The sequence below is a fragment of the Prochlorococcus sp. RS04 genome (assembly GCF_001989455.1).
GTDB lineage: Bacteria > Cyanobacteriota > Cyanobacteriia > PCC-6307 > Cyanobiaceae > Prochlorococcus_A.
In genome coordinates, this window is record NZ_CP018346.1 from 821,421 (window position 1) to 848,243 (window position 26,823).

The 26,823-nt window shown below is 30.8% G+C and carries 20 protein-coding genes; 7 read left to right on the plus strand and 13 right to left on the minus strand.

Annotation, left to right across the window (positions count from 1 at the left end; genetic code table 11):
• The first annotated feature begins 2 nt into the window (after positions 1-2).
• Complete coding sequence (locus BS621_RS04695; RefSeq protein ID WP_077141999.1) at positions 3-2,444, plus strand: DNA gyrase/topoisomerase IV subunit A; 2,442 nt, start codon at positions 3-5, stop codon at positions 2,442-2,444.
• Here BS621_RS04695 and purF read toward each other — a convergent pair.
• The 7 genes from purF to BS621_RS04730 all read right to left on the minus strand — a co-directional run bounded on the left by purF (position 2,441) and on the right by BS621_RS04730 (position 12,030).
• Positions 2,441-3,901, minus strand: coding sequence for an amidophosphoribosyltransferase (gene purF / locus BS621_RS04700; RefSeq protein WP_077142000.1), 1,461 nt, complete (start codon positions 3,899-3,901; stop codon positions 2,441-2,443). The genes BS621_RS04695 and purF overlap by 4 nt on opposite strands.
• 47 nt (positions 3,902-3,948) lie before the next feature.
• A complete protein-coding gene (gene purL / locus BS621_RS04705; RefSeq protein WP_077142001.1) occupies positions 3,949-6,288 on the minus strand; it encodes a phosphoribosylformylglycinamidine synthase subunit PurL in 2,340 nt (779 codons plus the stop codon).
• Between the two features lie 3 nt (positions 6,289-6,291).
• On the minus strand, positions 6,292-6,999 hold the full coding sequence (locus BS621_RS04710) for a PRC-barrel domain-containing protein (protein ID WP_077142002.1): 708 nt from the start codon (positions 6,997-6,999) through the stop codon (positions 6,292-6,294).
• 1 nt (position 7,000) lies between these two features.
• Complete coding sequence (gene dnaN, locus BS621_RS04715; RefSeq protein ID WP_077142003.1) at positions 7,001-8,158, minus strand: DNA polymerase III subunit beta; 1,158 nt, start codon at positions 8,156-8,158, stop codon at positions 7,001-7,003.
• A gap of 335 nt (positions 8,159-8,493) precedes the next feature.
• Positions 8,494-9,597, minus strand: coding sequence for a threonine synthase (gene thrC, locus BS621_RS04720; RefSeq protein WP_077142004.1), 1,104 nt, complete (start codon positions 9,595-9,597; stop codon positions 8,494-8,496).
• A gap of 6 nt (positions 9,598-9,603) precedes the next feature.
• Positions 9,604-10,173 carry an alpha/beta hydrolase gene (locus tag BS621_RS04725; RefSeq protein WP_077142005.1) on the minus strand — a complete coding sequence of 190 codons (570 nt, stop codon included), beginning with the start codon at positions 10,171-10,173 and terminating at the stop codon, positions 9,604-9,606.
• A complete protein-coding gene (locus BS621_RS04730; RefSeq protein ID WP_077142006.1) occupies positions 10,174-12,030 on the minus strand; it encodes an ABC1 kinase family protein in 1,857 nt (618 codons plus the stop codon).
• A gap of 68 nt (positions 12,031-12,098) precedes the next feature.
• On the opposite strand from BS621_RS04730, the gene BS621_RS04735 reads away from it, so the two are divergent.
• The 3 genes from BS621_RS04735 to BS621_RS04745 all read left to right on the plus strand — a co-directional run bounded on the left by BS621_RS04735 (position 12,099) and on the right by BS621_RS04745 (position 18,348).
• Positions 12,099-13,778, plus strand: coding sequence for an AAA family ATPase (locus tag BS621_RS04735; RefSeq protein ID WP_077142007.1), 1,680 nt, complete (start codon positions 12,099-12,101; stop codon positions 13,776-13,778).
• Between the two features lie 54 nt (positions 13,779-13,832).
• On the plus strand, positions 13,833-16,736 hold the full coding sequence (uvrA, locus tag BS621_RS04740) for an excinuclease ABC subunit UvrA (protein WP_077142008.1): 2,904 nt from the start codon (positions 13,833-13,835) through the stop codon (positions 16,734-16,736).
• A 202-nt stretch (positions 16,737-16,938) separates the two neighbouring features.
• Complete coding sequence (locus BS621_RS04745; RefSeq protein ID WP_077142009.1) at positions 16,939-18,348, plus strand: glycosyltransferase; 1,410 nt, start codon at positions 16,939-16,941, stop codon at positions 18,346-18,348.
• Here BS621_RS04745 and BS621_RS04750 read toward each other — a convergent pair.
• From BS621_RS04750 to BS621_RS04760, 3 genes are read right to left on the minus strand one after another with little or no spacing between them, the layout of a single operon-like run.
• The gene (locus BS621_RS04750; RefSeq protein ID WP_025882542.1) at positions 18,282-18,527 is read right to left on the minus strand and encodes a hypothetical protein; all 246 of its coding nucleotides are present in this window, start codon (positions 18,525-18,527) and stop codon (positions 18,282-18,284) included. The genes BS621_RS04745 and BS621_RS04750 overlap by 67 nt on opposite strands.
• Positions 18,528-18,537: 10 nt before the next feature.
• On the minus strand, positions 18,538-19,614 hold the full coding sequence (mraY, locus tag BS621_RS04755) for a phospho-N-acetylmuramoyl-pentapeptide-transferase (protein ID WP_077142010.1): 1,077 nt from the start codon (positions 19,612-19,614) through the stop codon (positions 18,538-18,540).
• Positions 19,598-19,879, minus strand: coding sequence for a DUF3134 family protein (locus BS621_RS04760; RefSeq protein ID WP_025923746.1), 282 nt, complete (start codon positions 19,877-19,879; stop codon positions 19,598-19,600). The genes mraY and BS621_RS04760 overlap by 17 nt, the downstream gene beginning before the upstream one ends.
• A 285-nt stretch (positions 19,880-20,164) precedes the next feature.
• Between BS621_RS04760 and BS621_RS04770 the strand changes: the two genes are divergently transcribed.
• A complete protein-coding gene (locus BS621_RS04770) occupies positions 20,165-21,379 on the plus strand; it encodes an argininosuccinate synthase (protein ID WP_077142012.1) in 1,215 nt (404 codons plus the stop codon).
• A 3-nt stretch (positions 21,380-21,382) separates the two neighbouring features.
• Here BS621_RS04770 and rpsF read toward each other — a convergent pair whose 3' ends face one another.
• Together rpsF and BS621_RS04780 are read right to left on the minus strand one after the other, a co-directional pair.
• Positions 21,383-21,844, minus strand: a complete 462-nt coding sequence (gene rpsF / locus BS621_RS04775; RefSeq protein WP_077142013.1) for a 30S ribosomal protein S6 — start codon at positions 21,842-21,844, stop codon at positions 21,383-21,385.
• Positions 21,845-21,947: 103 nt separating this feature from the next.
• Entirely contained in the window at positions 21,948-22,808 is an 861-nt protein-coding gene (locus BS621_RS04780) for a shikimate dehydrogenase (RefSeq protein ID WP_077142014.1), read from the minus strand.
• Positions 22,809-22,925: 117 nt separating this feature from the next.
• On the opposite strand from BS621_RS04780, the gene dnaK reads away from it, so the two are divergent.
• Positions 22,926-24,833 carry a molecular chaperone DnaK gene (gene dnaK / locus BS621_RS04785; RefSeq protein ID WP_025929009.1) on the plus strand — a complete coding sequence of 636 codons (1,908 nt, stop codon included), beginning with the start codon at positions 22,926-22,928 and terminating at the stop codon, positions 24,831-24,833.
• Here the strand turns inward: dnaK and BS621_RS04790 are convergent.
• Positions 24,830-25,912: an FAD-dependent oxidoreductase gene (locus tag BS621_RS04790; protein WP_077142015.1), complete on the minus strand. Its 1,083-nt coding sequence runs from the start codon at positions 25,910-25,912 to the stop codon at positions 24,830-24,832. The two genes, dnaK and BS621_RS04790, sit on opposite strands and share 4 nt — an antisense overlap.
• Positions 25,913-25,960: 48 nt before the next feature.
• On the opposite strand from BS621_RS04790, the gene purU reads away from it, so the two are divergent.
• Entirely contained in the window at positions 25,961-26,815 is an 855-nt protein-coding gene (gene purU, locus BS621_RS04795; RefSeq protein ID WP_077142016.1) for a formyltetrahydrofolate deformylase, read from the plus strand.
• Positions 26,816-26,823: the final 8 nt, after the last annotated feature.

The following is a 26,823-nucleotide window of genomic DNA, read 5'->3' on the forward strand; positions in this document are numbered from 1 at the left end:
TAATGGATAAGAAAAACTTCACTTCCATCTCGCTTCAAGAAGAAATGCAACGTTCTTATTTGGAGTATGCGATGAGCGTCATAGTTGGACGTGCGTTGCCTGATGCAAGAGATGGTCTTAAGCCTGTACAAAGAAGAATCATTTTTGCAATGTATGAATTAGGTTTAACTCCTGATAAACCATTCAGAAAGTGTGCAAGAGTTGTTGGAGACGTACTTGGAAAATACCACCCTCATGGAGATCAAGCAGTTTACGATGCATTGGTAAAGCTAGTACAAAATTTCTCAACTAAATATCCTACTCTTGATGGCCATGGAAATTTTGGATCTGTAGATAATGATCCGCCGGCAGCAATGAGATATACTGAGACCAGATTAGCTCCAATAGCTCATAAGGGATTTCTTGAAGAAATTGGATCAGAAACAGTAAACTTTTCAAATAACTTTGACGGTTCTCAAAAAGAACCAGATGTTCTTCCAGCCCAACTTCCATTTTTATTGTTGAACGGCTCATCAGGTATTGCTGTTGGGATGGCAACAAATATTCCCCCTCACAATCTAGGCGAAATTGTAGATGGTTTAGTTGCCTTAGTTAAAAATAAAGATATTAGTGATAAAAAACTTTCTAACATTATCAAAGGACCTGATTTTCCTACAGGTGGAGAATTAATTTATAGTCAAGCAATAGAAGAACTTTATCAAACTGGAAAAGGATCTATAACTATAAGAGGAGTTTTAAATACGGAAGAGGTAAATTTAGGCAAAGGGAAACATAAAAAAAATGCAATAATCATTACGGAACTTCCTTACCAAATTAATAAAGCAGGTTGGATTGAAAAGCTCGCAGAACTTGTTAATTCAGGTAAGATTATTGGGATTTCTGATATTAGGGATGAGAGCGACAGAGATGGAATGAGAATTGTAATAGAACTAAAAAAAGATTCTAATTCTGAACTTGTTATTTCTAATTTATATAAGAAAACAACTCTCCAAACAAACTTTGGTGCAATATTCTTAGCATTAATTGAAGGTAAACCTGTACAACTAAATCTGAAAAAATATCTCAACAATTTTCTTGAATTTAGAGAAGAAACAATTAGAAAAAGAACTTTTTATTTTCTGAAAAACACTCTTGATAAACTAGAAATATCAGAAGGTTTATCTAAAGCTACAAAAAACATAAAAAAAGTTATCACAATTATTGAAGAATCAGATAATTCTGTGCAAGCTAGATCAAAATTAATAGAAAATTTTTTCTTAAGTGAAAAACAGGCAAATTCTGTTTTGGATATGCCACTAAAAAAATTAACAAATCTAGAAAAAAATCAAATTGATAATGATATAAAAAATTTAGAAGAAAAAAAGAATTATTTTCAAAAATTGTTGAACGAAAGAGAATTGTTACTTGAATTACTTATAGAAGAATTATTAGTATTAAAGAAAAAATACAACGTTATACGTAAAACAAAAATAATTAAAAATATAAATCAAAATGAAGAATTAGAAACGCTTAATAATCAGATATTAGAAGACTTTATAAATAAAAAAACAAAATTATACGTAGACAATAGACTTTATTTGAAAAAGATGCTTTTAAGTAATTACAAGAAATCATTTGAGGTTGTAAATAAAATTATTGATAATAAAAATATTCAAAAATTTATATGTAATATTGAAAAAAATATAAAATTAATTGGAATTACAAATACTGGAAAAGTATTTAACATTGATTGGGAATCAAGTATTAATAAAGACTATAAATTAGATAATAAAATTCTTGGAAATATTCATCCAAATGAAATAATAAATTTTCATTCAATTAAAAAAGAAACAAGAAATTATTTATGCATATTAAATTCAGATGGAAAATTTAAAAAAGTTTTATTTGACGAAGATATGATTAAAAGCAATAGATCTTTCACTATTACAAAATTAAAAAATAATTTAAAAACAATTGATTCTTTTATTTCTAATGAAAGCCAAGATTTAATAATATTAACCTCTATAGGAAGAATTTTTAAATTTAATTTATCAAATAAATTTTTAACACCAACTTCTAAACAATCCCAAGGATTGAAAATTGCAAAACTTTTACCCTCAGAAAAAATCGTTTCTTGTTGTACATTTAATGATGGAGAAAATATTTTTTTAATATCTAAAAAAGGAAAAATCTTTTGCATAAATAGTAATGAAATTTACTGCTCATATGAATACAGTTTGGGATATTTGAATGAAAAAACCCAACTTAAAAACGATTACTTCCTCAAAATAATGGCCAGTAACCATTACCTTGATATTGAAACTAATAAAAATAAATCTGCAAGATTAGACCTAAATAAATTAAATTTCAAATCCAATAAATCAAACTTTTTAATTGATTGTTTAAAATTAGATGATGATGAATACCTTGAAAATTGTTTCCGACTTGAAAATTTTCTCGACTAAGATTTATATTCATTTTCAACCCAATTTAAGTACTCTTGATTTACTGTTCCAGTTACATAATCACCAGTAAAACAACTCATCTCTAAACCTTTAATAGGAGAATCACCAATTATGGATTTACGCAAACTTTCAACACTTTGATAAACAAGGTTATCAATTTCAAGTTTATCTGCGATTTCACTTATTGTCCTATTATGAGCTATTAATTCATCTCTATTAGGCATATTAATTCCATAAACGTGAGGATAACGAACAGGAGGGGCTGCTGATGTAAAAAAAACTTTATTTGCTCCTGCATCTTTAGCCATCTGGACAATTTCTTTTGAAGTAGTACCTCTTACTATCGAGTCATCAACAATTAATACATTTTTATTTTTAAACTCTGCACTCATGGCATTCAATTTTTGCCTTACAGATTTCTTACGTTTCTGCTGACCAGGCATTATAAATGTTCTGCCAACATATCTATTTTTAAAAAAACCTTCTCTATATTCTATCCCTAACTGTCTTGCAACTTGCATTGCCGCGGGTCGAGAAGAATCAGGAATGGGCATAACTACATCAATATCTCCAGAATTGATTGTTTCTTTTATTGTTTCTGCTAAGTAATCTCCCATCTTTAAACGAGCTTTATAAACTGAAATTCCATTCATAATTGAATCTGGCCTAGCTAAGTAAACATATTCAAAAGCACAGGGAAATAACCTTGGATTTTCAGAACATTGCTTAGAAAAAAACTCTCCATCAAGATTTATAAAAACAGCTTCTCCTGGATCTACATCTCTCACTACTTCATAATCATTATTCTCAAGTACTAAAGATTCGCTTGCAACCATCCATTCTTCTTTTTTAGTGGTTAATGAAAATCTTTTTCCTATTACTAATGGCCTAATACCAAAAGGATCTCTAAATGCTAATAAACCATGTCCTGAAATTAACGCAATTGAAGCATATGACCCTTGAATTCTTTTATGTAAAGATTTGACCGCATTAAAAATAATATCAGGTTCTAATTCTTGATTATGAATTTGTTCTTGTAGTTCTGTGGCAAATACATTTAACAACATTTCAGTATCACTTGAAGAATTTGTATGCCGCTTGTCGACATTAAATAACTGTTTTTCTAAATCTCTTGTATTAGTCAAATTTCCATTATGTATCAAAACAATTCCATAAGGAGCATTAACATAAAAAGGCTGTGCCTCTTCTACACTTTCTGCTGATCCCTTTGTTGCATACCTAACATGACCTAATCCAATTTTGCCAATTAAATTCCTCATATCTCTAGTTCTATAAGCAGTATTAACCTGACCTTTAACCTTATGTATATGAAAAACAGTATTTTCCATTGTTGCTATACCTGTTGAGTCTTGCCCTCTATGCTGCAAAAGCAAAAGACTATCGTAAATTTGTTGATTTACATCATTTGAAGAAACGATTCCAACTATTCCGCACATAAATTAATATCTTAAAATGATTAATAGTTGAGAAATTTTTTTCATATTTAAAAATAATCTGAAATACTATTATTAAATTTTTCGGTTAATTCCTCAACCCTAATATTGCAAATATTTTTTTCGTTGATTTTTATTTTCAGCGAGTGACTAGATACGTATCCTATTTTTTTTACATAAACACTTGATGGAAAATTTTTTTTATTTTGTTTTAAATAATTAAACCATGCATTTTGTTTAATTTTACTAATTGAAAAAATAATTCTTGACCCCCCTTCCGCAAACAATAAATTATCAACTCTATTTAAATCTTTCTCTAATTCTATAGTTGCACCCCTTGCGGACAAAATACAAGACTCTGCTAAAGCTATAGCTAAACCTCCGTCGCTTATATCATGAGAAGAAACTACAAGACTGTTTAAAATCGCATTCCTTAAAAAATTCTGGCAAAACTTTTCATCCAGCAAATCTATTTTTGGAGGCCGACCTGTGATTTCTCCATGAAAATATTCCAGATAAGAACTAGCTGCAATTGTCATATCTGATTTATATGAACCAATTAACCAGATTTGATCTTCAATATTTTTCCATTCACTACTAATAGCTTTTTCGACATTATCTAACCTACCAACCATTCCAATAACAGGAGTAGGATTAATAGGGGTAATTAGATTATCTTTATTTTTAGATTCATTATATAAAGATACATTACCTCCTGTAACAGGAGTTTCTAAAGCTTTACAGGCTTCAGCAATTCCATTACATGAAGATGAAAGTTGCCAATATCCTATTTCATTCTCAGGGGAAGAAAAATTTAAATTATTTGTAATTGCTACTGGTTCAGCACCAACACAACTAACATTTCTAGCGGACTCTGCAACGGCAGCGATAGATCCTCTAAAAGGATCAAGCGCAACCCATCTACTATTGCAATCAACTGAAGCAGCGACACCAGAAAATACTTTAGTTTTATTTTTTTTATTTTGTTCCCTTAGTCTTACTACGGCTGCATCTGATTTTCCAGGTTTAAAAACTGTATTTGACTGAACTTGAGAGTCATATTGTTTAAAAATCCATCGTTTAGAAGCTATTGATGGATTAGAGAGTAGTTTTAAAATGATTTCGGAAAAAGAGAAATTCTTATTTTCCTTCAATGAAAATATTTTTTGATCATGAATTTCTGGCAAATCATTTTCTTTCCATTCCCATTTATTTAAAAGATCATCTGGTGGGTTATTAATCACATTGTGAAAATTTACTGGAGTATCATCAGATAAGGCAGCAGTAGGTATTTGGGCCACAATTTTATCTTTATGAGAAATAATTACCTCATTAGTTCCTATCACTTCACCAATAACACTGGCATATAATCCCCATTTATTAAATTTTTCAATAAGATCATTAATTTTTTTTTCTTTAACAACAAATAACATTCTTTCTTGCGATTCCGATAATAAATATTGGTATGAGGACATATCATCTTCTCTAGAAGGAACCAAATCTAAATCAATAGATATCCCTAAATTTCCATTTGCGGCCATTTCTGCGCTACTGCATGTTAAACCTGCAGCACCCATATCTTGAGCTGCAATTACATCCCCTGTCTTAAAAGCATCCAAACAAGCTTCAATAAGACTTTTCTCAACAAATGGATCACCTACCTGAACAGCAGGTCTATCATCCAATGAAGTTGTAGTTAATTCTGAACTAGCAAAACTAGCACCACCAACACCATCTCTGCCAGTTGTATTACCAACATATAACACTGGTGATCCTACGTTTTTAGCTCCAGAACAAACGATTTCCTCAGTCTCTAAGAGTCCTAAAGCCATAACATTCACTAGAGGATTTCCAGAGTAACTATCATCGAATTCAATTTCACCTCCAACAGTCGGCACACCTACGCAATTCCCATAATGTGCAATACCGGATACAACACCTCGTAGTAAATCAACATTTGATGATTTATCAAGGTTGCCAAATCTCAATGAATTCAAGACAGCGATTGGCCTTGCACCCATTGTGAATATATCTCTTAAAATTCCTCCTACACCTGTTGCTGCGCCTTGAAAAGGTTCAATAGCAGAAGGATGATTATGACTTTCTATTTTAAAAACAAGTTTTTGATTGTTTCCAACATCAATAACACCAGCATTTTCTCCAGGTCCAACTAAAACATTTTTACCTTTAGTGGGAAACTTAGATAGTAAAGGTTTTGAATTTCTATAACAACAATGTTCAGACCACATAACGCCAAACATGCCTAATTCCGTTCTGTTAGGTTTTCTCTTTAATCTTTTGCAAATTTCTTCATAATCATTAAGTGTTAAATTTTCAACTTGTAATGCTTCATTGAGATCATATCGATCATTATTTTCTTGATTTATCATTATTTATATCCAAGGGTCATCTTCTTTTTTTTCACTAGAAGGTATATATGTTCTTTTATTATTATAAAAACTTTTTTCTTCAAAATCTAAGTTTTGGCTAATATCTTCATCTTCTTCAAGCCAATCCTCTAATCTGTTAGAAGCAATATTTTTCATGTCATCAAATCTATCAAAAATTTTTTTTCCTTTTTGCATAAATTCATTTTTAATACTTGATTTAATTAAAGATAAATCATCTAAAGAATTACTATCACAGAATACCAATCCCGGTTGTTGGTCATTGATATTATCAATAGTTAATTTCCATCTACTAGAACCTGGAATCTTAGGATTAGATCTAGAAACTAAGTAATATTTAATTTTTCCCGTTTTAATTTCAAATAAAAAATCTGCAATCACTCCTATTTTTGATCCATTTATATTTATAAGATTAGCTTCTATTAAAGTTGGGAACCTATTTAAAGTTGCTAAATCCGAAATAGCTGGATCGCCTTTGACATAAATTTCATTATCTATTATTTGAGTGATTTGATTTAATCGCCAAACATTTCTTTTTAAATCAAAATTTGAAGGACGAGAGTACCATCCTAGAATCCGGTGAACTGGAGGGTGCATCCAAACATTTTCACCATTTCCATAATTAAGGACCATATTGCCCTTAACATTATAATTTAGTAATTCACTTAATAAAATTTCTTTTGGTAATTTCAAATTAAGAACGAACCTGCACAGGCATAACTAAATAAGTAAAAGAATTAAGATTATCTTCTGGCACAAAAACGGCTGGAGTAGTTGCAATATTACACTTTAAAAGTACGTTTTCAGAAGCAATCACTTTTAAACCTTCTAACAGATATCTTACGTTAAATGCAATATCAAAATTTTCTCCAGAGTAAGAAACAGGTATTGATTCATTTGCATTTCCAATATCTTGAGCATCTGCGCTGATTGAAGCTAAATCTTTATCATCTAATTTAATCTTTACAACACTACTTTGCTGATCGGCTAAAACAGCAATTCTTTCTAATGCATCAATTAATTTTTTTGTATTAAAATTTAGAATTTTAGAAAAAGAATCAGGAATTAATTGTGAATAATTAGGATAAGTACCTTCTAAAGTTCTTGTAGTAATTATTTGATTAGTTGATATAAATACTACTTGTCCTTTGTCATAAAAAAGCTTAATTGAATTTTCTGAACTTCTCAAAGATACTAATTTTTCAATTTCTCTTAATGATCTAGTTGGGATAGTTACAGATAAATCATCAACATTTGAAGATAAGTTTTCTTTATTTTCAATATGTTCTTCATTACCAATTAAAGCAACAGCCAATCTGTGGCCATCTGTAGAAGCAGACTCTAAATAATTTGGTTTGAAAGTAAAATTAACACCTGTGAGTAGTTGCTTTGAATCATCATTACTGCTTGCAAAAATAGTGGATTTTAAGGCCTTTAAAAAAGAAATAGGATCAATATTCAAAGAAGTGCCGCTTTCAACAAATGGTAAATTAGGGTATTCATCAGAGGGTATCCCTTTTAGGTTAAAAGAACCTCTATCACTTTTTATTAGGATATTATCTGAATTCTCCTCTACTTCTAGAGAAACAGGAGTTTCATTAGGTAGTTTGTTTACTATTTCTGATAAGAGTTTTGAAGGTATAGTTATAGCTCCACTATTTTTAACAGTTCCATCAAAAGAAGTTTGAATTCCTAAATTCAAATCAAATCCTGTGACGCTAATTTTATTAGTGCCTTCATCAGCTGTTAAAAGTATGTTTGCAAGAATTGGATGCGTTGGCCTTGCAGCAACTGCCTTGCTTACTAGTTGTATAGCATTATTTAGTTCATTTTGATTACAAATAATTTCCATCAGAATTTGGAACTTTTTACAAATACAATATACTTTTTTCGTAAATTAAATTCAATAAATTTATTTTTTACTCTTTTCTAATAAAAAAAATTAATAAAATAAAATCTTTAGTAGTAGTAGTTCTTGTGGAAACTGTGGAATTCTTAAATTAAACATCTTATTTATTTAGTTTATGAAGAAAAGAATATGTGTAAAAAATTTCTTAATTGTTGAATATTTTTTTCTTTTTTTTAAAATTTTAAATTTATTCAACAAATAGAATTTCTTGTTATATACTTTTCAACAAATGAGGTTTGTTTTTAACTGATTTCCACAGACACTATTTTTTTTGGATTTTAATATCCCAAGATTTTAGTTATATTTTTTAATGAAGGTTCTACATTTTTCCTAAAAATAGCATCATTATTTTCTATAGCGCAATTAGGATCTTTCAATCCATTTCCAGTTAGAACACAAACAATAGTCGATTCTTTTTGAATTCTATTTTTATTTTTAATTAGACCAGCAACAGATGCTGCACTGGCAGGTTCACAAAAAACCCCCTCTTTGGCGAGTATTTTATAAGCATCGATTATTTCTTCATCTGTAACTGACTGAAAATCTCCTTTACTCTCTTTTCTTACTTTTTTTGCTTTTTCTCTATTTACAGGATTCCCAATTCTTATTGCAGTTGCAATTGTTTCTGGATCTTTAACTATTATATTTTTTACTAATGGAGCAGAGCCTTCGGATTGAAAACCCATCATTATTGGTAATTTCAGATTACTTTTTATTTTTGAATACTCTTTAAATCCCATCCAATAAGCAGTTATATTTCCCGCATTACCCATTGGAATGCAAAGCCAATCAGGAGCATGACCTAAGTCATCAAATATTTCAAAAGCTGCCGTTTTTTGTCCTTGTATTCGATATGGATTAACAGAATTAACAAGTTCTATAGGATGTTCTGAGGATAAATCTCTGACAATTTCAAGAGCCATATCAAAGTTTCCATTAATAGATATTATTTCGGCGCCATACATTAATGCTTGAGCAAGCTTTCCTTGTGCAACAAATCCTTCTGGGATTAAAACATAAGGTTTTAATCCTCCTCTTGAAGCATATGCAGCAGCAGCAGCAGAGGTGTTTCCAGTACTTGCACAAATTACTGCTTCACGGCCTTCTTCTTTTGCTTTGCTAATTGCCATAGTCATACCACGATCTTTAAAAGATCCTGTTGGATTAAGGCCATCATATTTTAAAAAAACTTTTGTTCCGTTTCCAATTAAGTTGCTTATTGAATCGCTTAGAATTAGTGGAGTATTTCCTTCATTAAGGGAAATAATAGGAGTTTTTTTTGTAACTGGTAGATATTGTTTATAAGCTTCTATTAGACCTGGCCACCTTTTTTTTCTGTAATTAATACGCAGTTTATTTTTGATTTTATTTAATAACAACATAATCGTTTAATTTGTTTTGATTTTTTCTAGAGGAGAATTAGTGAAAAAGGTTAATAATTCTGAAATCGATTCTACTTTATTCATAACTTTGCTCAAAGCGCTTACATCTAAAATTACAGTTTTGGTTGGGTATCCTTCAAAAAAATTTATTAGATTTATTTTTCCATTCCCTATTTGAATTCCTTGAATTACGCTTGCTCTAAGGGCTAACATACCTGTTCTTTCATCAGTTGCTTTGGGTGGATGGATAATAGATGAAAGTCTTGTAAAAAAAACATTTCCTATTTCAGAATATACTAGTTTGCTTGCGATAGTAATAGGAATCTCAAAATCTTTATTTAAAATTGTTCTAATTTCATTATCGGGAGAACCAGTTGCTTTCAAAATTCTTTCTAAATTTTTTGAGAGTTTACCCTCTTTAGCAAAAGTTTTTAAAGAATTTACTTTAATTGTTCTAGAAAATATGTTGTATGTGATTTTAATTTCTTCTGCACTATTAACTTTTGGAATATTAAATAATGGAGAAATTACTAAAATAAAAAATATTTTAACTATTAATAATTTATTAAACTTCATTTAGATATTTGCACCAGCAGCAATCTTAACAAGTCTTACTACTCCTTTTTCAGTTACTTTTTTTGCAATTTTTATACCCATTTCTTTTGTATAGGGCTCATTTATAAGTCTTGGAACTCTTTTTAGAAAAATGTCAATTGAATACCCGGGTACTTTTTGTAAAATCTCTAAAAAGTTTCTCAACGGTTCTACATACATTATAAGGTCACTTAAGTTATTATTTTCGTTAATAGTATTTAATTTAATTGATTGTGGAAGATAGTTATTCAAACTTTTCAATATTTTTAGACTAAGTAAATCTATTTGATTCGTTAAACCTTCAACTATCTCATTTCTAAGAAATCCTCCATTTGTAGAAAAAAGAAGATTTATAACTTCGTCTAAAAGTTTTTCCAAATCGAGATTTGTTTGCTTTGCAGCGTTAGCAAGAAGATCTTCTAAACGGTCCCATTTAAATTTTTTATTATCAAAAAGCATTTCTTTAAGGCTTTCCCTCAATTGTGGATCAGGGTCTTCCATCAATCTTCTCGCAAAATATGGATAAGCTGCGCCTAATATTTTGAAGTTTGGATCTACGCTTAAAGCTATTCCTTCTAATGTGAGTAATGACCTAATTATAAGTGCATAATATGGGGGAAGTCTGAAAGGGAATTTATACATAACACCAGACATATCGTCTGTAACGCTCTTAAAATCCATTTTCGAAACACCTTGTTCAACAGCGTTAATGAAAACATCTTGAAACGCCGGAACAATGGGCTCTAAATTAACTTCTTCTGATAAAAATCCCAATTTTACGAAATCTTGGGACAATTTATCGAAGTTTTTATTTACTAAATGTACGACTGCTTGAATTAATCCTGATCTAGACTCTCTGGAAACTTCGCTCATCATTCCAAAATCTAGATAACATAATCTTCCATCTTCTAAGGCTAATAAATTTCCTGGATGTGGGTCTGCATGAAAAAAACCATGTTCTAAAAGTTGTTCTAAACTGCATTGCACCCCTATATCAATCATTTCATCAGGATTAATTCCTAATTTTTTTACGTTTTCTAAATTTGTTAATTTTGTACCTTCTATCCATTCCATTGCTAAAACTCTTCTTGAAGTTATTTCTTTATAAATCTTTGGTACGGCAATCATTTTGTTATGTTTATGCATATCTCTAAATTTTTCTGCATTTGCAGCTTCGTTTAGATAATCCATTTCTTCAAAAACTCTTTTGCCTAATTCATCAATCAAAGCAACTAAATCACTTCTTATTAATCCGATGTTATTTTTGAGCCAATAAGCAATATTTCTAACTATGTAGAGATCTAAGGTTATTTGTTCTCTTAAACCTGGCCGTTGTACTTTTATTGCAACTATTTCTTCGTTTTTTAATTTAGCTTTATGCACTTGCCCTAAAGAGGCAGCTGAAATTGGCTCTCTATCAATTTCTAAAAAAAGCTCATTTATTTTGTATCCTAAATCTTCTTCTATTAATTCCATGGCTTTTTCTCCATCAAATCCAGGGAGTTGATCTTGCAATTCAGATAATTCTTCAAGAAGAATTCCTGGGATTATATCGGGTCTTGTAGATAAAGCTTGGCCTGCCTTAACAAATGCAGGTCCAAGTTCTACCAATAAATTTGTTAATTCTCTTGCTCTACATCTTGCTTGTTGTTCATTTTTCAATCTCCCAGTTAATTTATCCCATCCAACGGAGAAGATGTAAGCAAAAATGGGTATGAGCGTTTGCCAAAGTCTTTTTAAAAGTCTTTTAGGATTTTTTTTGTAAATTTTAGAAATTGTTTCCGGATCATAATTTAATAGTCCAGATACTTCAATAAAATCAGTAAAATCTTCTTTCATAACTTTATATATTTAAAACCTTTATTTTTTTAAAAAAGAAGTTAATTTTTTTATATGGAAGATTTATCATGTTAATACAACTAAAAATAGAAAATATTGCCTTAATAGAAATTATAGAAATTAATTTTGAAAAAGGTTTGAATATCATAACTGGGGATTCAGGTTCAGGAAAATCATTAATTTTGGATTCCCTTAATGCTTTATTTGGTGGAACTAATATACCTCTAAAACATTTAATACGTCCAGGAAAAGATTTTTGTGTTATTGAGGCAATATTTTCTTCTTCTTCCCAAGTTAATAATTGGTTAATTGGTAATGGTTTTGAAACAACTTCTTCAGAATTACAAATTAAAAGAAAATCTTATAAAAAAAACAATAAAATCTTATCCAAATATAGCCTTAATAATTTACCAATTAATAGACAATCATTAGAAAAATTAGGAGGATTTTTAATAGATTCTGCAGGTCAATCTGACACTTTCATTTTTGATTCTTTAGATAAGAGAAGATTAATTATTGATGACTTATGTTCCCAAGAATTTAGAGAGACTAGCGAAAGAATAAAAAGTATATGGGGAGAAACTAAAGTTTTAAAAGGATTATTGGATGAAAAAATAGAATTTTCTAAGAATCAAGAAGAAAAAAACTTAGCAATTAAACACATGTTGAAGAGTTTAGAAGAAGCTGATTTAAGTTCCAGTGAAGAAATTTTAGAATTAGAGTTAGTAGAAAAAAAACTTGTAAATAATTTAGAAATTAATAATTCAATAAAATCATCATTAGAAAATTTAAATAATTTCAGTCATGATGAGCCGTCAGTAATTTCTTTCATAAATAAATCAATAAAGATTTTAAATAAAACAGCAGATTTCGATTTAAAGATTCAAAAATTTAGAGAGAAGTTATTAAATATTCATGCTGATATTGACGATTTAATTTTTGATCTAAACTCATATTTGCAAGAAATAGAAAATGATGAATCTAATCTTTCAGAAATACAAAAAAGATTATTCTTTTTAAAAAACTTAGAGAGAACTTTTTTATTGGACCTTACTCAATTAATTGAAAAGCGCGATCAATTAAAGACGTATTTTCAACAAAATGATCAAGGTAGTGATATTTCCAGGATTCAAGCTCAGATTGAGAATTTACAAAGTAATTTAAATTCTTTATTTGTTATTCAATCTACTGAAAGAAAAAAAATTGCTAAACAGTTACAAAATTCAGTAATGTCGATTTTGAATAATCTAGGTTTAGAAAATGCAAATTTTTCAATTCAATTTTCTGAATGCAAGCCTTCTGGCGATGGAATTGACGATATAAATTTTTTGTTTTCGGCTAATCCTGATCAGAAGCTTGCTCCATTATCAAATGTTATTTCTGGCGGAGAAATGTCAAGATTTTTATTAGCTATTAAATCTAGTATTTCTAAACAACCTAATACTTTCTTTTTAGATGAAATTGATAGTGGTTTAAGTGGTAAATCTCTATTTTCTTTGGTTGAGCTTATAAAAGAAATTTCTAAAAATCAACAAGTCTTATGTATTACACATCAGCCATTCCTAGCTGCTAGGGGATCAACTCATTTCAAAGTTAATAAAAACGTTATTAATGGAATAACTTATACCTCAATTGCAAAATTAACTACAAAAAATCAAAGAAAAAATGAACTAATAGAACTTATAGGTGGAGGTTCATGCGAAGTAAACGAATATGCTTCTAGACTTCTTGATCGCTCAGCTGCGTAGAATAAAAAAAATTCTACTATAATAGTTTTTTTAAATCATAATTTAGATTTAAACATGGTTAATAAAGTTGATAGTAGTTTTGGAGAAGATAACTCAATTAATATTAGAGGAGCTCGTCAGCATAATTTAAAAAATATCGATCTTTCTCTACCTCGGAATAAATTTATAGTGTTTACAGGTGTGAGTGGAAGTGGTAAAAGTTCTCTGGCCTTTGATACTATTTTTGCTGAAGGTCAAAGAAGATATGTTGAGAGTCTTTCTGCATATGCAAGGCAATTTCTGGGTCAAGTAGATAAACCAGATGTTGACAATATTGAAGGTTTATCACCTGCTATTTCAATTGATCAAAAATCTACAAGTCATAATCCTCGATCAACAGTTGGAACAGTAACAGAAATACAAGATTATTTAAGATTATTGTTTGGTCGCGCTGGTGAGCCGCATTGTCACCACTGCGGGATTCCAATTGCGCCTCAAACAATTGATGAAATGGTGGATCAAATTCTTCTTTTACCAGAAGGAACAAGGTACCAATTGTTGGCTCCTGTTGTAAGAGGTAAGAAAGGAACACATACAAAATTAATAAGCGGATTAGCTGCTGAAGGATTTGCTAGGGTAAGAATCAATGGAGAGGTAAGAGAACTTGCTGATAGTATTGAATTAGATAAAAATCAAATTCATAACATAGAGGTAGTAGTTGATAGATTAATTGCAAGAGAAGGAATACAAGAAAGATTAAATGATTCACTACAAACTTGTCTCAAAAGAGGCGATGGCTTAGCAATAGTAGAAGTTGTTCCAAAAAAAGGAGAAAATTTACCTTCTAACTTAGAGAGAGAAAAACTCTACTCAGAAAATTATGCATGTCCTGTACATGGCTCTATTGTGGAAGAACTTTCTCCTAGATTATTTTCTTTTAATAGCCCATATGGTGCCTGCCCAGATTGTCATGGTATCGGTTATTTAAAAAAATTTACTGAAGATAGAGTTATACCTGATAAAACATTGCCTGTTTATGCTGCAATAGCTCCTTGGAGTGAGAAAGACAATACTTATTACTTCTCTTTACTTTATTCTGTAGGTCAAGCTTATGGTTTTGAATTAAAAACTCCTTGGAAAAATTTAAGTGATTTGCAAAAACAAGTTCTACTTTTGGGATCAGATAAACCAATATTAATTCAAGCTGATAGTCGTTTTAAAACTTCTAGTGGTTTTGAAAGACCTTTTGAGGGAATTTTACCAATTCTAGAAAGGCAATTGAATGAAGCCAATGGAGAATCAGTTAAACAAAAATTAGAAAAGTATCTAGAATTAGTTCCCTGTAAGACATGTTCTGGAAAAAGATTAAGACCTGAGGCTTTGGCAGTGAAACTTGGTCCATACAAAATTACTGACTTAACTTCTATAAGCGTTTCTGAAACCCTAAATCATGTAGAGCGCATCATGGGTTTAGGTAAGACAAAGAAAGAAAATATATCTTTATCAGAAAAACAAAAGCAGATAGGTGAATTGGTTTTAAAAGAGATTCGTTTACGTTTGAAGTTTTTAATTAATGTAGGTTTAGATTATTTGACTTTAGATAGACCAGCTATGACTTTGTCTGGTGGTGAGGCTCAGCGTATTAGATTGGCTACACAAATAGGTGCAGGTCTTACTGGCGTTTTATATGTATTAGATGAACCAAGTATTGGTTTGCATCAGAGAGATAATGACAGATTATTAGAAACATTAAAAAGCTTAAGAGACTTGGGAAATACTTTAGTTGTCGTTGAACATGATGAAGATACTATGAAATCTGCAGATTATTTAGTAGATATTGGCCCAGGAGCAGGTGTTTATGGTGGGGAAATTATCGCTAAAGGATCTTATCAAGATGTCTTAAATTCAGAAAAGTCATTAACTGGAGCTTATCTCAGTGGAAGGAAATCGATTCCTACTCCAAAAGAACGTAGATCATCTGTAAAAAAAAGTTTAATTTTAAATAATTGCTCTAAAAACAATTTAAAAAATATTTCTGTTGAATTTCCTTTAGGAAGATTAGTTTCTGTAACTGGTGTGAGTGGAAGTGGGAAGAGCACTTTGATAAATGAATTACTTCATCCTGCATTATGTCATTCTCTAGGATTAAAAGTCCCTTTTCCTCAAGGTGTAAAAGAGTTAAAGGGTATAAAGGCAATTGATAAAGTTATCGTTATAGATCAATCTCCAATAGGAAGAACTCCACGATCAAATCCTGCTACTTATACTGGTGCTTTTGATCCTATAAGACAGATATTTACTGCCACAGTTGAAGCAAAAGCAAGAGGTTATCAGGCTGGTCAATTTAGCTTTAATGTGAAAGGAGGAAGATGCGAAGCTTGTAAAGGTCAGGGAGTGAATGTAATTGAAATGAATTTTTTACCTGATGTTTATGTTCAATGTGAAGTATGTAAAGGAGCTCGTTTTAATAGGGAAACTCTTCAGGTGAAATATAAAGGTTTCAATATATCTGATGTCTTAGAGATGACTGTTGAACAAGCTGCAGAAACTTTCTCTGCAATACCTCAAGCTGCTGATAGATTATCTACATTGGTAGATGTCGGTTTAGGATATGTCAAATTAGGTCAACCAGCCCCTACATTATCTGGTGGAGAGGCTCAAAGGGTTAAGTTGGCTACGGAATTGTCCAAAAGGGCTACTGGAAAAACTTTATATTTGATTGATGAACCAACTACAGGATTAAGTTTTTATGATGTTCATAAATTAATGGATGTGATACAACGTTTGGTAGATAAAGGCAATTCAGTAATTGTTATTGAACATAATTTAGATGTTATTAGATGTTCAGATTGGATTATCGATTTAGGACCTGATGGAGGGGATAAAGGAGGAGAAATCATTGCAGAAGGTATTCCAGAGGATGTAGCTAAAAATCCTATAAGTCATACAGCAAAATATCTTAAAAAGGTCTTAATTTAAAAAATACTTGTTGTATTTCTTTGTATTTTTAATTATCTGAATAAAACGAAAGTCTTCTTTTGAGGAGCATTATTTCAGTGTTCATCTGCTTTTATAAAACTTTCGTTTTAAATAAATTTTAAAAATCATAATGCTTTCTTAATATTTTCTTTGCAAATTTCAGCTTATTTGTATTAGAGGGCTTGAACGGAGGATTTGCTGAATGAGGTTTAAATTTTTACATTTACATTTGCATGGTCTTATACGCTCTAAAAATCTTGAATTAGGTAGGGATGCAGATACAGGAGGGCAAACACAATACGTATTAGAGTTAATTAAAAGTCTGGCAAATACTTCAGAAGTTGATCAAGTAGATTTAGTGACTCGTTTAATTAACGACCCTAAAGTAGATCATGAGTATTCTCAAAAAGAAGAGTTTGTAGAACCTGGAGTTAGAATTTTAAGATTCAAATTTGGACCTAATAAATATATAAGAAAGGAATTGTTTTGGCCTTATTTAGATCATTTAACTGAAAAACTGATTTCTTACTATAAAAAAAACAAAAAGCCTAATTTCATTCATGCACACTATGCAGATGCTGGTTATGTAGGAGTTAAACTAAGTAAATCCCTAAATGTTCCTCTTATTTTTACTGGTCATTCTCTAGGAAGAGAGAAAAAAAGGAAATTGCTTGATACTGGTTTAAAAAATAATCAAATAGAAAAACTTTATTCTATAAGTAAAAGAATTGAGGCAGAAGAAAAAGCATTGAAATCTGCAGATATTGTCGTTACAAGCACTAAACAAGAGTCAATTTATCAATATTCCCAATATTCTTCTTTTTCACCTCATAAAGCTAAAGTTATTCCACCTGGTGTTGATCATAATAAATTTCACCATATTCACTCGACAACAGAGACAGCTGAAATTGATAACATGATGAAACCTTTTCTCAAGGATTCTTCCAAACCTCCATTTTTGACTATTTCTAGAGCTGTACGAAGAAAAAATATTCCATCTTTGATTGAAGCTTATGGAAGATCTGAAAAATTAAAAAGAAAAACTAATTTAATTTTGATTTTAGGTTGTAGAGATAGTACTTCAAAACTTGACCCTCAACAAAAAGATGTTTTCAATAATATTTTTGAAACAATTGATAAATACAATTTGTATGGAAAGGTAGCTTATCCAAAAAAACATCTTCCAAATCAGATCCCTGCTTTATATAGGTGGGCTGCTAGCAGAGGCGGCGTATTTGTAAATCCAGCTTTAACAGAGCCTTTTGGTTTAACTCTTCTTGAAGCTTCTTCATGTGGATTACCAATAATATCAACAAATGATGGAGGGCCTAAAGAAATTCGTTCAAAATGTGAAAATGGACTTCTAGTTGATGTTACTGATATTGATGAGTTGAAAGTTATTCTTGAAAAAGGAATATCAAATAATAATCAGTGGAAAATATGGAGCAGAAATGGAATTGAGGGTGTTAACAGGCACTTTAGTTGGAACACTCATGTACGCAATTATTTATCAGTACTTACTAAAGAATTTTCAAGTTCAACTAGTTATTCTTCATCTGACATTAAACAAAGTTGTTTAAAAGGGACTTCCTCACTTATAAAACCCCATTGATCAAAAACCTCAGGATCAGGGTGAAGAATTAGTTGATTATTTTGAGTTTTCTTTAGTTTAAAGCCCTTCTTAGATAGTTTTTTCATTAAGTTAGCGGTTTCTTCAAATCTTGATGCCATTGCATCAAGACTTGAGCAGTCACTTGTTAACCCATTATCTTTCCATGTAAAAAAATTCATAACAAATTTTTCAAAGATTGATTTTTAAAACTATACCTAAAATTACGAGTAAAATGTTGATTTTCCAAAAATTTTCTACTATTTTTTGTTCTTTCACTCCTTTAAGTTCAAAGTGGTGGTGTAGTGGAGTCATTAAAAAAATGCGTTTACCTCTATGAAATAATTTTTTTGTAATTTTAAAAAACCCTACTTGAATTATTACTGATAACGATTCAATAATAAATATTCCTGAGAAAATAGATAAGGTAAAAATGCTATTGGTTAGTAACGCTATAGAACCCAAAATTGCTCCTATACTTAGAGATCCGGTGTCACCCATAAATATTTTTGCAGGATAACTATTGTACTTTAGAAAACCTAAGCATATGCCTGACATCGAAAAACATAAGATGCTAAAAACAATAAGTTCTTGTTGTTCTTTCAGTAATATTTCTGTTCCTAATCCATAAAAGATAATCCCACTGCATCCAGCCGCTAATCCATCTAGTCCATCAGTCAAATTTACTGAATTACTTATGCCCACTAGTACTAAAAAAGAAACTGGCAATATGAAAATATTCATATTTATTCCCCAGGAGTCAGAAATTGTTATTAAGGGACTGATTAAATTTTTTTCGTAGGCTAACAATATAAAAATTATTGAGATGACACTTTGTAAGAATAATTTCTCTTTCGTTTTTAAACCTGTGTTCTCTTTTTTTTTAATGCTTAAAAAATCATCTAAAAAACCTATAACAAAGAAACTAAAAATATTAAGTAATAAAAGATTTAATTTTAGAGAACCTAAATTGATAGTTATTATTAAAAGTAAAATTAAAAAAGGGACAATAATAAAAATTCCACCCATGGTTGGAGTATCGCTTTTTTTAAAGTGATTAGCTGGGCCTTCATTCCTAATATTTTGAAGTAAATTAAATTTTTTGATAATCTTTATACCATTTTTCGTTGTAAAAACAGAAATAAAGAAAAATAATATGTAAACTCCTGTAAAAATAAAATTATTAAAAAAATAGGAGGTAATTATTAAAGCAAAAGTAATTAATATAAATAAAGATTCAAATTTTAACTTTTTAATCTTCCCAATCATCTTCTAATGAAGGATCTTCTTCAGTTTTATAATCTTCCTTTTCCCCCATTAGCGCTGAAAGTTCTTCTTCCTCAATTGTACTAATCTCTTGGGAATCTCCATCTTTTTCTGCAACGAGTCTACCTGTATTTTCAAGCCAAGATAGTAGATCAGGCTCCTCTCTTAATGGCAACACAGGAGCTGGATCATCTCTGTGGTAGCAAGTTAAAGCTGGATTGACTTCAGAAATATCGTCTAATCTAAGTTTTAGTTTGTTTGAATCCATTATATATTATGTTCTATATATAAGATAATACATAATGATGCATACTAAAAACTTTGTTTGATAAAGGAAATTTAAAATACTTTTTTATCTGGCTAATTTCATTGTTGCTGTCTGGATTATTAAAACTTATTGGATATTTGAATCCCGATGTTTTAATAATTAATAACTTTCTTCTCTTATTACTAGTTTTTGGTCCAGCTCTTTTAGTTACAATAGTATTAGTTTTTAATAAGTTTTCAAATTCTTAATTACGTCAAAAAATTTAAATTTATGGAGCAAATTTAGATGCAGCAGGTAAAAAAAGTTGTACTAGCTTATTCTGGTGGCGTAGATACGAGCGTTTGTATTCCATATTTAAAGAATGAATATGGAGTTTCAGAAGTGGTTACTTTTGTAGCAGATCTTGGTCAAGGTGAGGATTTAGAACTTATTAGGCAAAAAGCTTTAAACTCTGGTGCATCTCAATCAATTGTTGGCAACTTAGTTAATAGTTTTGTTGAGAGATACGCTTTTCCAGCCATTAGAGCAAACGCATTATATTTAGATAAATATCCCTTATCTACTGCTCTTGCTAGGCCTTTAATTGCCGAAAATCTTGTAAATATTGCTCGAGAGTTTAATGCTGATGGAGTGGCTCATGGATGCACTGGTAAAGGGAATGATCAAGTTCGATTTGATTTAGCAATAAATGCTTTAGGTCCTGATTTAAAAATAATTACTCCCGCAAGGAAATGGAATATGAGCAGGGAAGAGGCAATAGTGTACGGAGAAAAGTTTGGTATTCCTGCACCAGTATCAAAAAAATCACCATATTCAATAGATGTTAATTTACTTGGTAGGAGTATTGAAGCAGGTATATTAGAAGACCCAATGCAAGAAGCACCTGAGGATATATTTTCGATGACATCATCTATTGAGGATTCACCTGATTCTCCTCAAGAAGTAGAAATTGTTTTCAAAAATGGGTTTCCTGTTGGAATTAATGATGAATCTCTATCTCCCGTAGAGATTATTAAAAAAGCTAATGTTCTCGCAGGAGAGCATGGTTTTGGAAGAATTGATATGATTGAAGACCGAGTAGTAGGAATTAAAAGTAGAGAGATTTACGAAACACCAGGCCTCTTGCTTTTAATCAAAGCTCACAAAGAATTAGAAAGCATTACGTTAAATCCAGACGTTGTCGACTTTAAAGGAATAGTTGAAAAAAAATGGGGTCAATTAGTTTATCAAGGTTTTTGGTTTGGACCTCTTAAAGAAAGTTTAGATGCATTTATATCGTCTACTCAAACTGCAGTTAATGGAAGAGTAAAGATTAGACTTCATAAGGGGAACGCAATAGTAATCGGTAGAATGTCGGAAAATCATTCACTTTACAGGGAAGATTTGGTAACTTACGGCAAAGATGATGTTTTTAATCATTCTTTAGCAGAGGGTTTTATTTATATGTGGGGTATGTCTAATAAAATTTGGGCTGAGTTAAATTCAAAAACAAAAGATTAACATTTAAGATTCTGCATTTTCTTTAGTTTCAGCTTCATCTTTGCTTGAATTTGATGAATCTGCACTTGCTACTGGTTCTTTTTCTTTAGTTTCAACTTTCGCATCTGGATTATCTTTATTCTCTGTTGCAGATGTATTTTTATTCGAAGGTCTTGGGGTTGGTAAAGGGCCCTCTTGTTTAACAGTCATGTATCTAATAACATCCTCACTTAGTCTCATTGCTTTTTCAATTTTGAAGATATGTTGCCCATCACCTTGATGACTTAGTTGTACGTAAATACCTTCTCTATGTTTTGCTATTTGATAGGCTAATCTTCTCTTGCCTCTCATTTGACTATCAAGAATAGTACCGCCAAATTCTTCTAAAAGCTTGTTGTATTTATCAATGTGATTAGTTACTTCATCTTCCGCAATGTCTGGGCGGAGGATATACATGGTTTCGTAATAAGATTGTTGATCGTTCATAGTTTCAGACAAGGTCTTTGGCTCATGAATTGATGTGATGAGCGTCTGTTCATTACTTACGATACATTACGATAGGCAATTTATTGATAAGTAGGATCAATTTTTAAAGATATTTTTTTAGTGCGTCATTCATTACATGAAAAGGTACTTCTAAACCATTTGTCCAAAATGATAATGATTTTATTCCTTGGGCAACAAGCATTTCTAAACCATCTATAGTCATGCATCCTTTTTTGGCGCAAAATTTCAATAAAGTAGTTGGGGCAGGATTGTATATTAAATCGTAAACAATTGTTTGCGAGTTAAGAGATTTCCAAAATGCTTCGCCATATGGAATTACATTATTTTCATATTTAGTGGTTTTCATCCCTGCTGGTGTTGTATTTACAATCAAATCTGCTTCACGAATTAAAATTTGAGCTTGATCATCACTATTCAAAAAACCCTGCAGTTGAATTTGATTATCAAAGTTTTTTATTAATTCATCTAGTGATGATTTGTTACGTGATATTACTGAAATTGTTGAAAGATTTAAATTTATTAAACCTTGAATAACAGATCTTGCTGCACCCCCGGAGCCAAGAACTATTGATTTTTTCTTTGCTAAGTTGAAATTTTTTAATGGATAAATAAATCCTTCTACATCAGTATTAGTTGCGCTCCATTGTTTTTCAGAATTTAATTTCAGGGTATTAATTGCTTTAAGTTTGTTAGCAATAGGGGAGATTTCACTACAAAGGTTAAATACTTTTTCTTTGTGTGGAATTGTAATGTTTAAACCTTTGCAATTAATCTTTTTAAAAGAAGTAAGAACTAATTCTAGATCTTCATCTTTACAGGGTACAGCAATATAAATTAAATCTAAGCCTAAATATTGAAGGGCAGCATTTTGCATAATTGGGGACAATGAATGGCTTACTGGATTGCCAATTAATGCGATGAAAGATGTCTTACTTGAAATCATGTTTAGAATTTTAACCCTAAAAGTAATGGTCTGTTCGGGAACCACACCCCGTCTTTGAGTAACAATAATGACGACAATGACCGATTATGGAGAATAACAAATATAAAGAATTTACCCATGGGTAAGGTAGTAGGAATTGATTTAGGAACAACAAATAGTTGTGTCGCCGTAATGGAAGGTGGTAAGCCTACTGTAATAGCAAATGCTGAGGGTTTCAGAACTACTCCATCAGTTGTTGCATATACAAAAAATCAAGATCAGCTTGTTGGGCAAATTGCAAAACGACAAGCTGTAATGAACCCTGAAAATACTTTTTATTCTGCAAAACGTTTTGTTGGTAGAAGAGTTGATGAAGTTAATGAAGAATCTAAAGAAGTTAGTTATTCTGTTGAAAAATCTGGTTCTAGTGTCAAATTAAAATGTCCTATTTTGGATAAACAGTTTTCTCCTGAAGAGGTGAGTTCTCAGGTTTTAAGAAAGTTAGCAGATGATGCAGGTAAATATCTTGGTGACAAAGTTACACAGGCTGTAATTACAGTTCCAGCTTATTTTAATGATTCCCAAAGACAGGCTACGAAAGATGCTGGAAAGATTGCAGGTTTAGAAGTTCTTAGAATCGTTAATGAGCCAACTGCTGCGGCTTTAGCATATGGTTTGGATAAAGAAAATGAAAAAATTCTTGTTTTTGATTTAGGTGGAGGTACATTTGACGTTTCAGTTATTGAAGCTGGTGATGGAGTAACTGAAGTTCTATCTACATCTGGAGATACACATTTAGGTGGTGATGATTTTGATAGATGCATCGTAGACCACTTAGCCAATACTTTTAAATCTAATGAGGGAATTGATCTCAGACAAGATAAGCAAGCTTTGCAAAGATTGACTGAAGCTGCAGAAAAGGCAAAAATAGAGCTCTCAAATGCCACGCAAAGTGAAATAAATTTACCTTTTATCACAGCGACGCCTGAAGGGCCAAAACATTTGGATTTGAACCTTACTAGAGCAAAGTTCGAGGAATTAGCAGCTTCTTTAATTGATAGGTGTAAGACCCCAGTTGAGAGAGCTATAAGTGATGCAAAAATTTCTACTAGTGAAATTGATGAAGTTGTTATGGTTGGAGGCTCATCTAGAATTCCTGCTGTTTTAGATTTAGTTAAAAAAATAATTGGTAAAGAACCAAATCAAACTGTTAATCCTGATGAAGTAGTAGCTGTTGGAGCTGCAATTCAGGGAGGAGTTTTAGCAGGAGAAGTTAAAGATATTTTGTTGCTCGACGTTACTCCACTTTCTCTAGGTGTAGAGACTTTAGGGGGAGTAATGACAAAAATGATAAATCGAAATACTACAGTACCCACGAAGAAATCTGAAACATATTCAACTGCTGTAGATGGTCAAACAAATGTTGAAATACACGTTTTACAAGGTGAAAGAGAAATGGCTTCTGATAATAAAAGCTTAGGAACTTTTAGATTGGATGGTATACCTTCAGCACCAAGAGGCGTTCCGCAAATTGAAGTTACATTTGATATCGATGCAAACGGTATTCTTAGTGTTACTGCTAAAGATAAAGGAAGCGGTAAAGAACAAAGTATTTCTATTACTGGTGCTTCCACTCTATCTGATAATGAGGTAGAAAAAATGGTCAAAGATGCTGAATCAAATGCATCTGCAGATAAAGAAAAAAGAGAAAAAATCGATTTAAAAAATCAAGCTGAAACACTTGTCTACCAGACAGAAAAGCAACTTGGTGAATTAGGAGACAAAATTGATGCTGCAGCAAAGTCTAAAGTTGAAGAAAAAAGTAATGCTTTAAAAGAAGCAACTTCAAAAGAAGATTATGAATCAATGAAAAAACTTCTTGAAGAACTTCAGCAAGAACTTTATGCAGTTGGTTCATCTGTTTATCAGCAACCAGGTAATCAGCCACCATCACCTGGCGCTGCCGGCGGTCCTGATCAGAGTGATTCAAGCGAAAAAGGTGGAGATGATGTAATTGATGCAGACTTTACTGAAACAAAAGATTAATAAAGGTAATTTTTAATTTCATTAGCAACCCATTTAGAACAAGCCGGAGCCAGTAAAATTCCATTTTTATAAAAACCTGTACATATAATTAGCCCATCTTCAAGGTTTTTCATTATTGGTGAAGGTTCACCATCTGGCCTTGACCTTATTCCAAACCATTTTTTAGAAATTTTTCCTTTCATCAGCCAATTTGGTTTTTTATCGAGAAAATTTGTAAGTTTTTCGAATGTATTTTCTTCTGGCTTAGTACTATATTCATCAGTTGATCCAATAATTAGCTTATTGTTTGATTTTGGAATTATATTTTTACCATTTATGTTGAATTGTTTTGGCAGCGATAATAAATCAACTTCTGCATCATTTATCTCAATTTCTATAGCTTGACCTAAAACAGGTTTTAATTTGATGTTGTGAGATAGGCTACCTATTAAATCAATCGCTTTTAGTGAATTACATAAAATAACCATGTCAGATTTGATGTTTTTATTATTCCTTGTTGTAGAAATCCATTGATTGTTTGATTTTTTTATTTTTATTATTTCTTCTCGCAAATAATTTACTTTTTTATCTTTTAGATATTGATTTAATGTTTGAAGTAAAGAAAGAGGATTTATTCTTCCATCTTTGAACGAGATCATTCCTTTTATATTTGTTGTTTGGAAGGCTTTATTAATATTTTTGATAAATATTGAGTGTCTTTCTAAAATTCGCAAGTTTTGATCATTATTTTCATAAACAAATTTCTCTAATTTTCTAAACTTTTCTTTATCTGTAGTTAGTTGTATTAATGGTTTTTCGATATTTAATTCACAATTAAATTTTTGAAGGAATGTAATCCATTGTGGCCATAATTCAATGCTTTGTTTCCTGAGATCCCAGCTTCTACCTCTTCTTTTTTGATACATATTACCCATTAGTAAGCCTAAAGCTGCATTGCTACTATTTTGGTGTTGAGCTGGATCTATTATCGTTACATGGAAACCTAATTCTGATAATTCTAAGGCGTTAAATTTTCCAATAATCCCTGATCCAACAATAACTATGTGTCCTTTTTTAAAATTTTCTTTTAAGCTTTTCATTGATATATTAGATATACTTGCTTATTTGACTTAATAGTTAAAGATTTTTTGGAACATCCTTCAATTATATTCAAAATTGTTTGTCCCGATCGTCCTGGTCTTGTAAGTCTACTTACAAGTTGGATTTCAAATTATGGTGGCAACATAAAACATTCTGATCATCATACAGATCAAGATGCAGGATTATTTCTTAGTCGAATTGAATGGAATAGTAACAATGAATTTATTAATAGAGATGAAATTTATAAAGAATTTGAAAAAATTGCAGATGAAGTAAATGGAAAATTTAACGTAAATTATTCAGATGAAATTCCAAATGTTGCTATTTTCGTGAGTAAACAAAATCATTGTTTGATTGATTTACTTTGGCGAGTAAGAAATGGAGAACTCAAAATGAAAGTCCCGTTAATAATTTCAAATCATTCTGATCTTGAAATTATTGCAAATGACTTTAATGCAAAATTTGTTCATATAGATACCTTTAAAACTGATAAATCTATTGTTGAAGATCAATTTTTACATTTACTAAAAGAATATGAAATTGATCTCGTTGTATTAGCTAAATATATGCAAATTTTGAGTGACTCTTTTTTAAAAAAGTTTTCTTCAATAATAAATATTCATCATTCTTTCTTACCTGCATTTAAGGGCGGGCAACCATATCATCGAGCTTGGAAGAGAGGCGTTAAATTAATCGGTGCTACAGCTCACTATGTTACTGAAGATCTTGATGAAGGACCGATAATTGAGCAATGCACAGTTAATGTAAGTCATAGGGATGAAGTTGACGATTTGATTAGAAAAGGAAGAGATATTGAAAGAATAGCTTTAGCAAGAGCAGTTAGATTACATCTGAATCATCAAGTATTTGTTTATAACAGCAAAACTGCTGTTTTTGATTGAAGATAGTT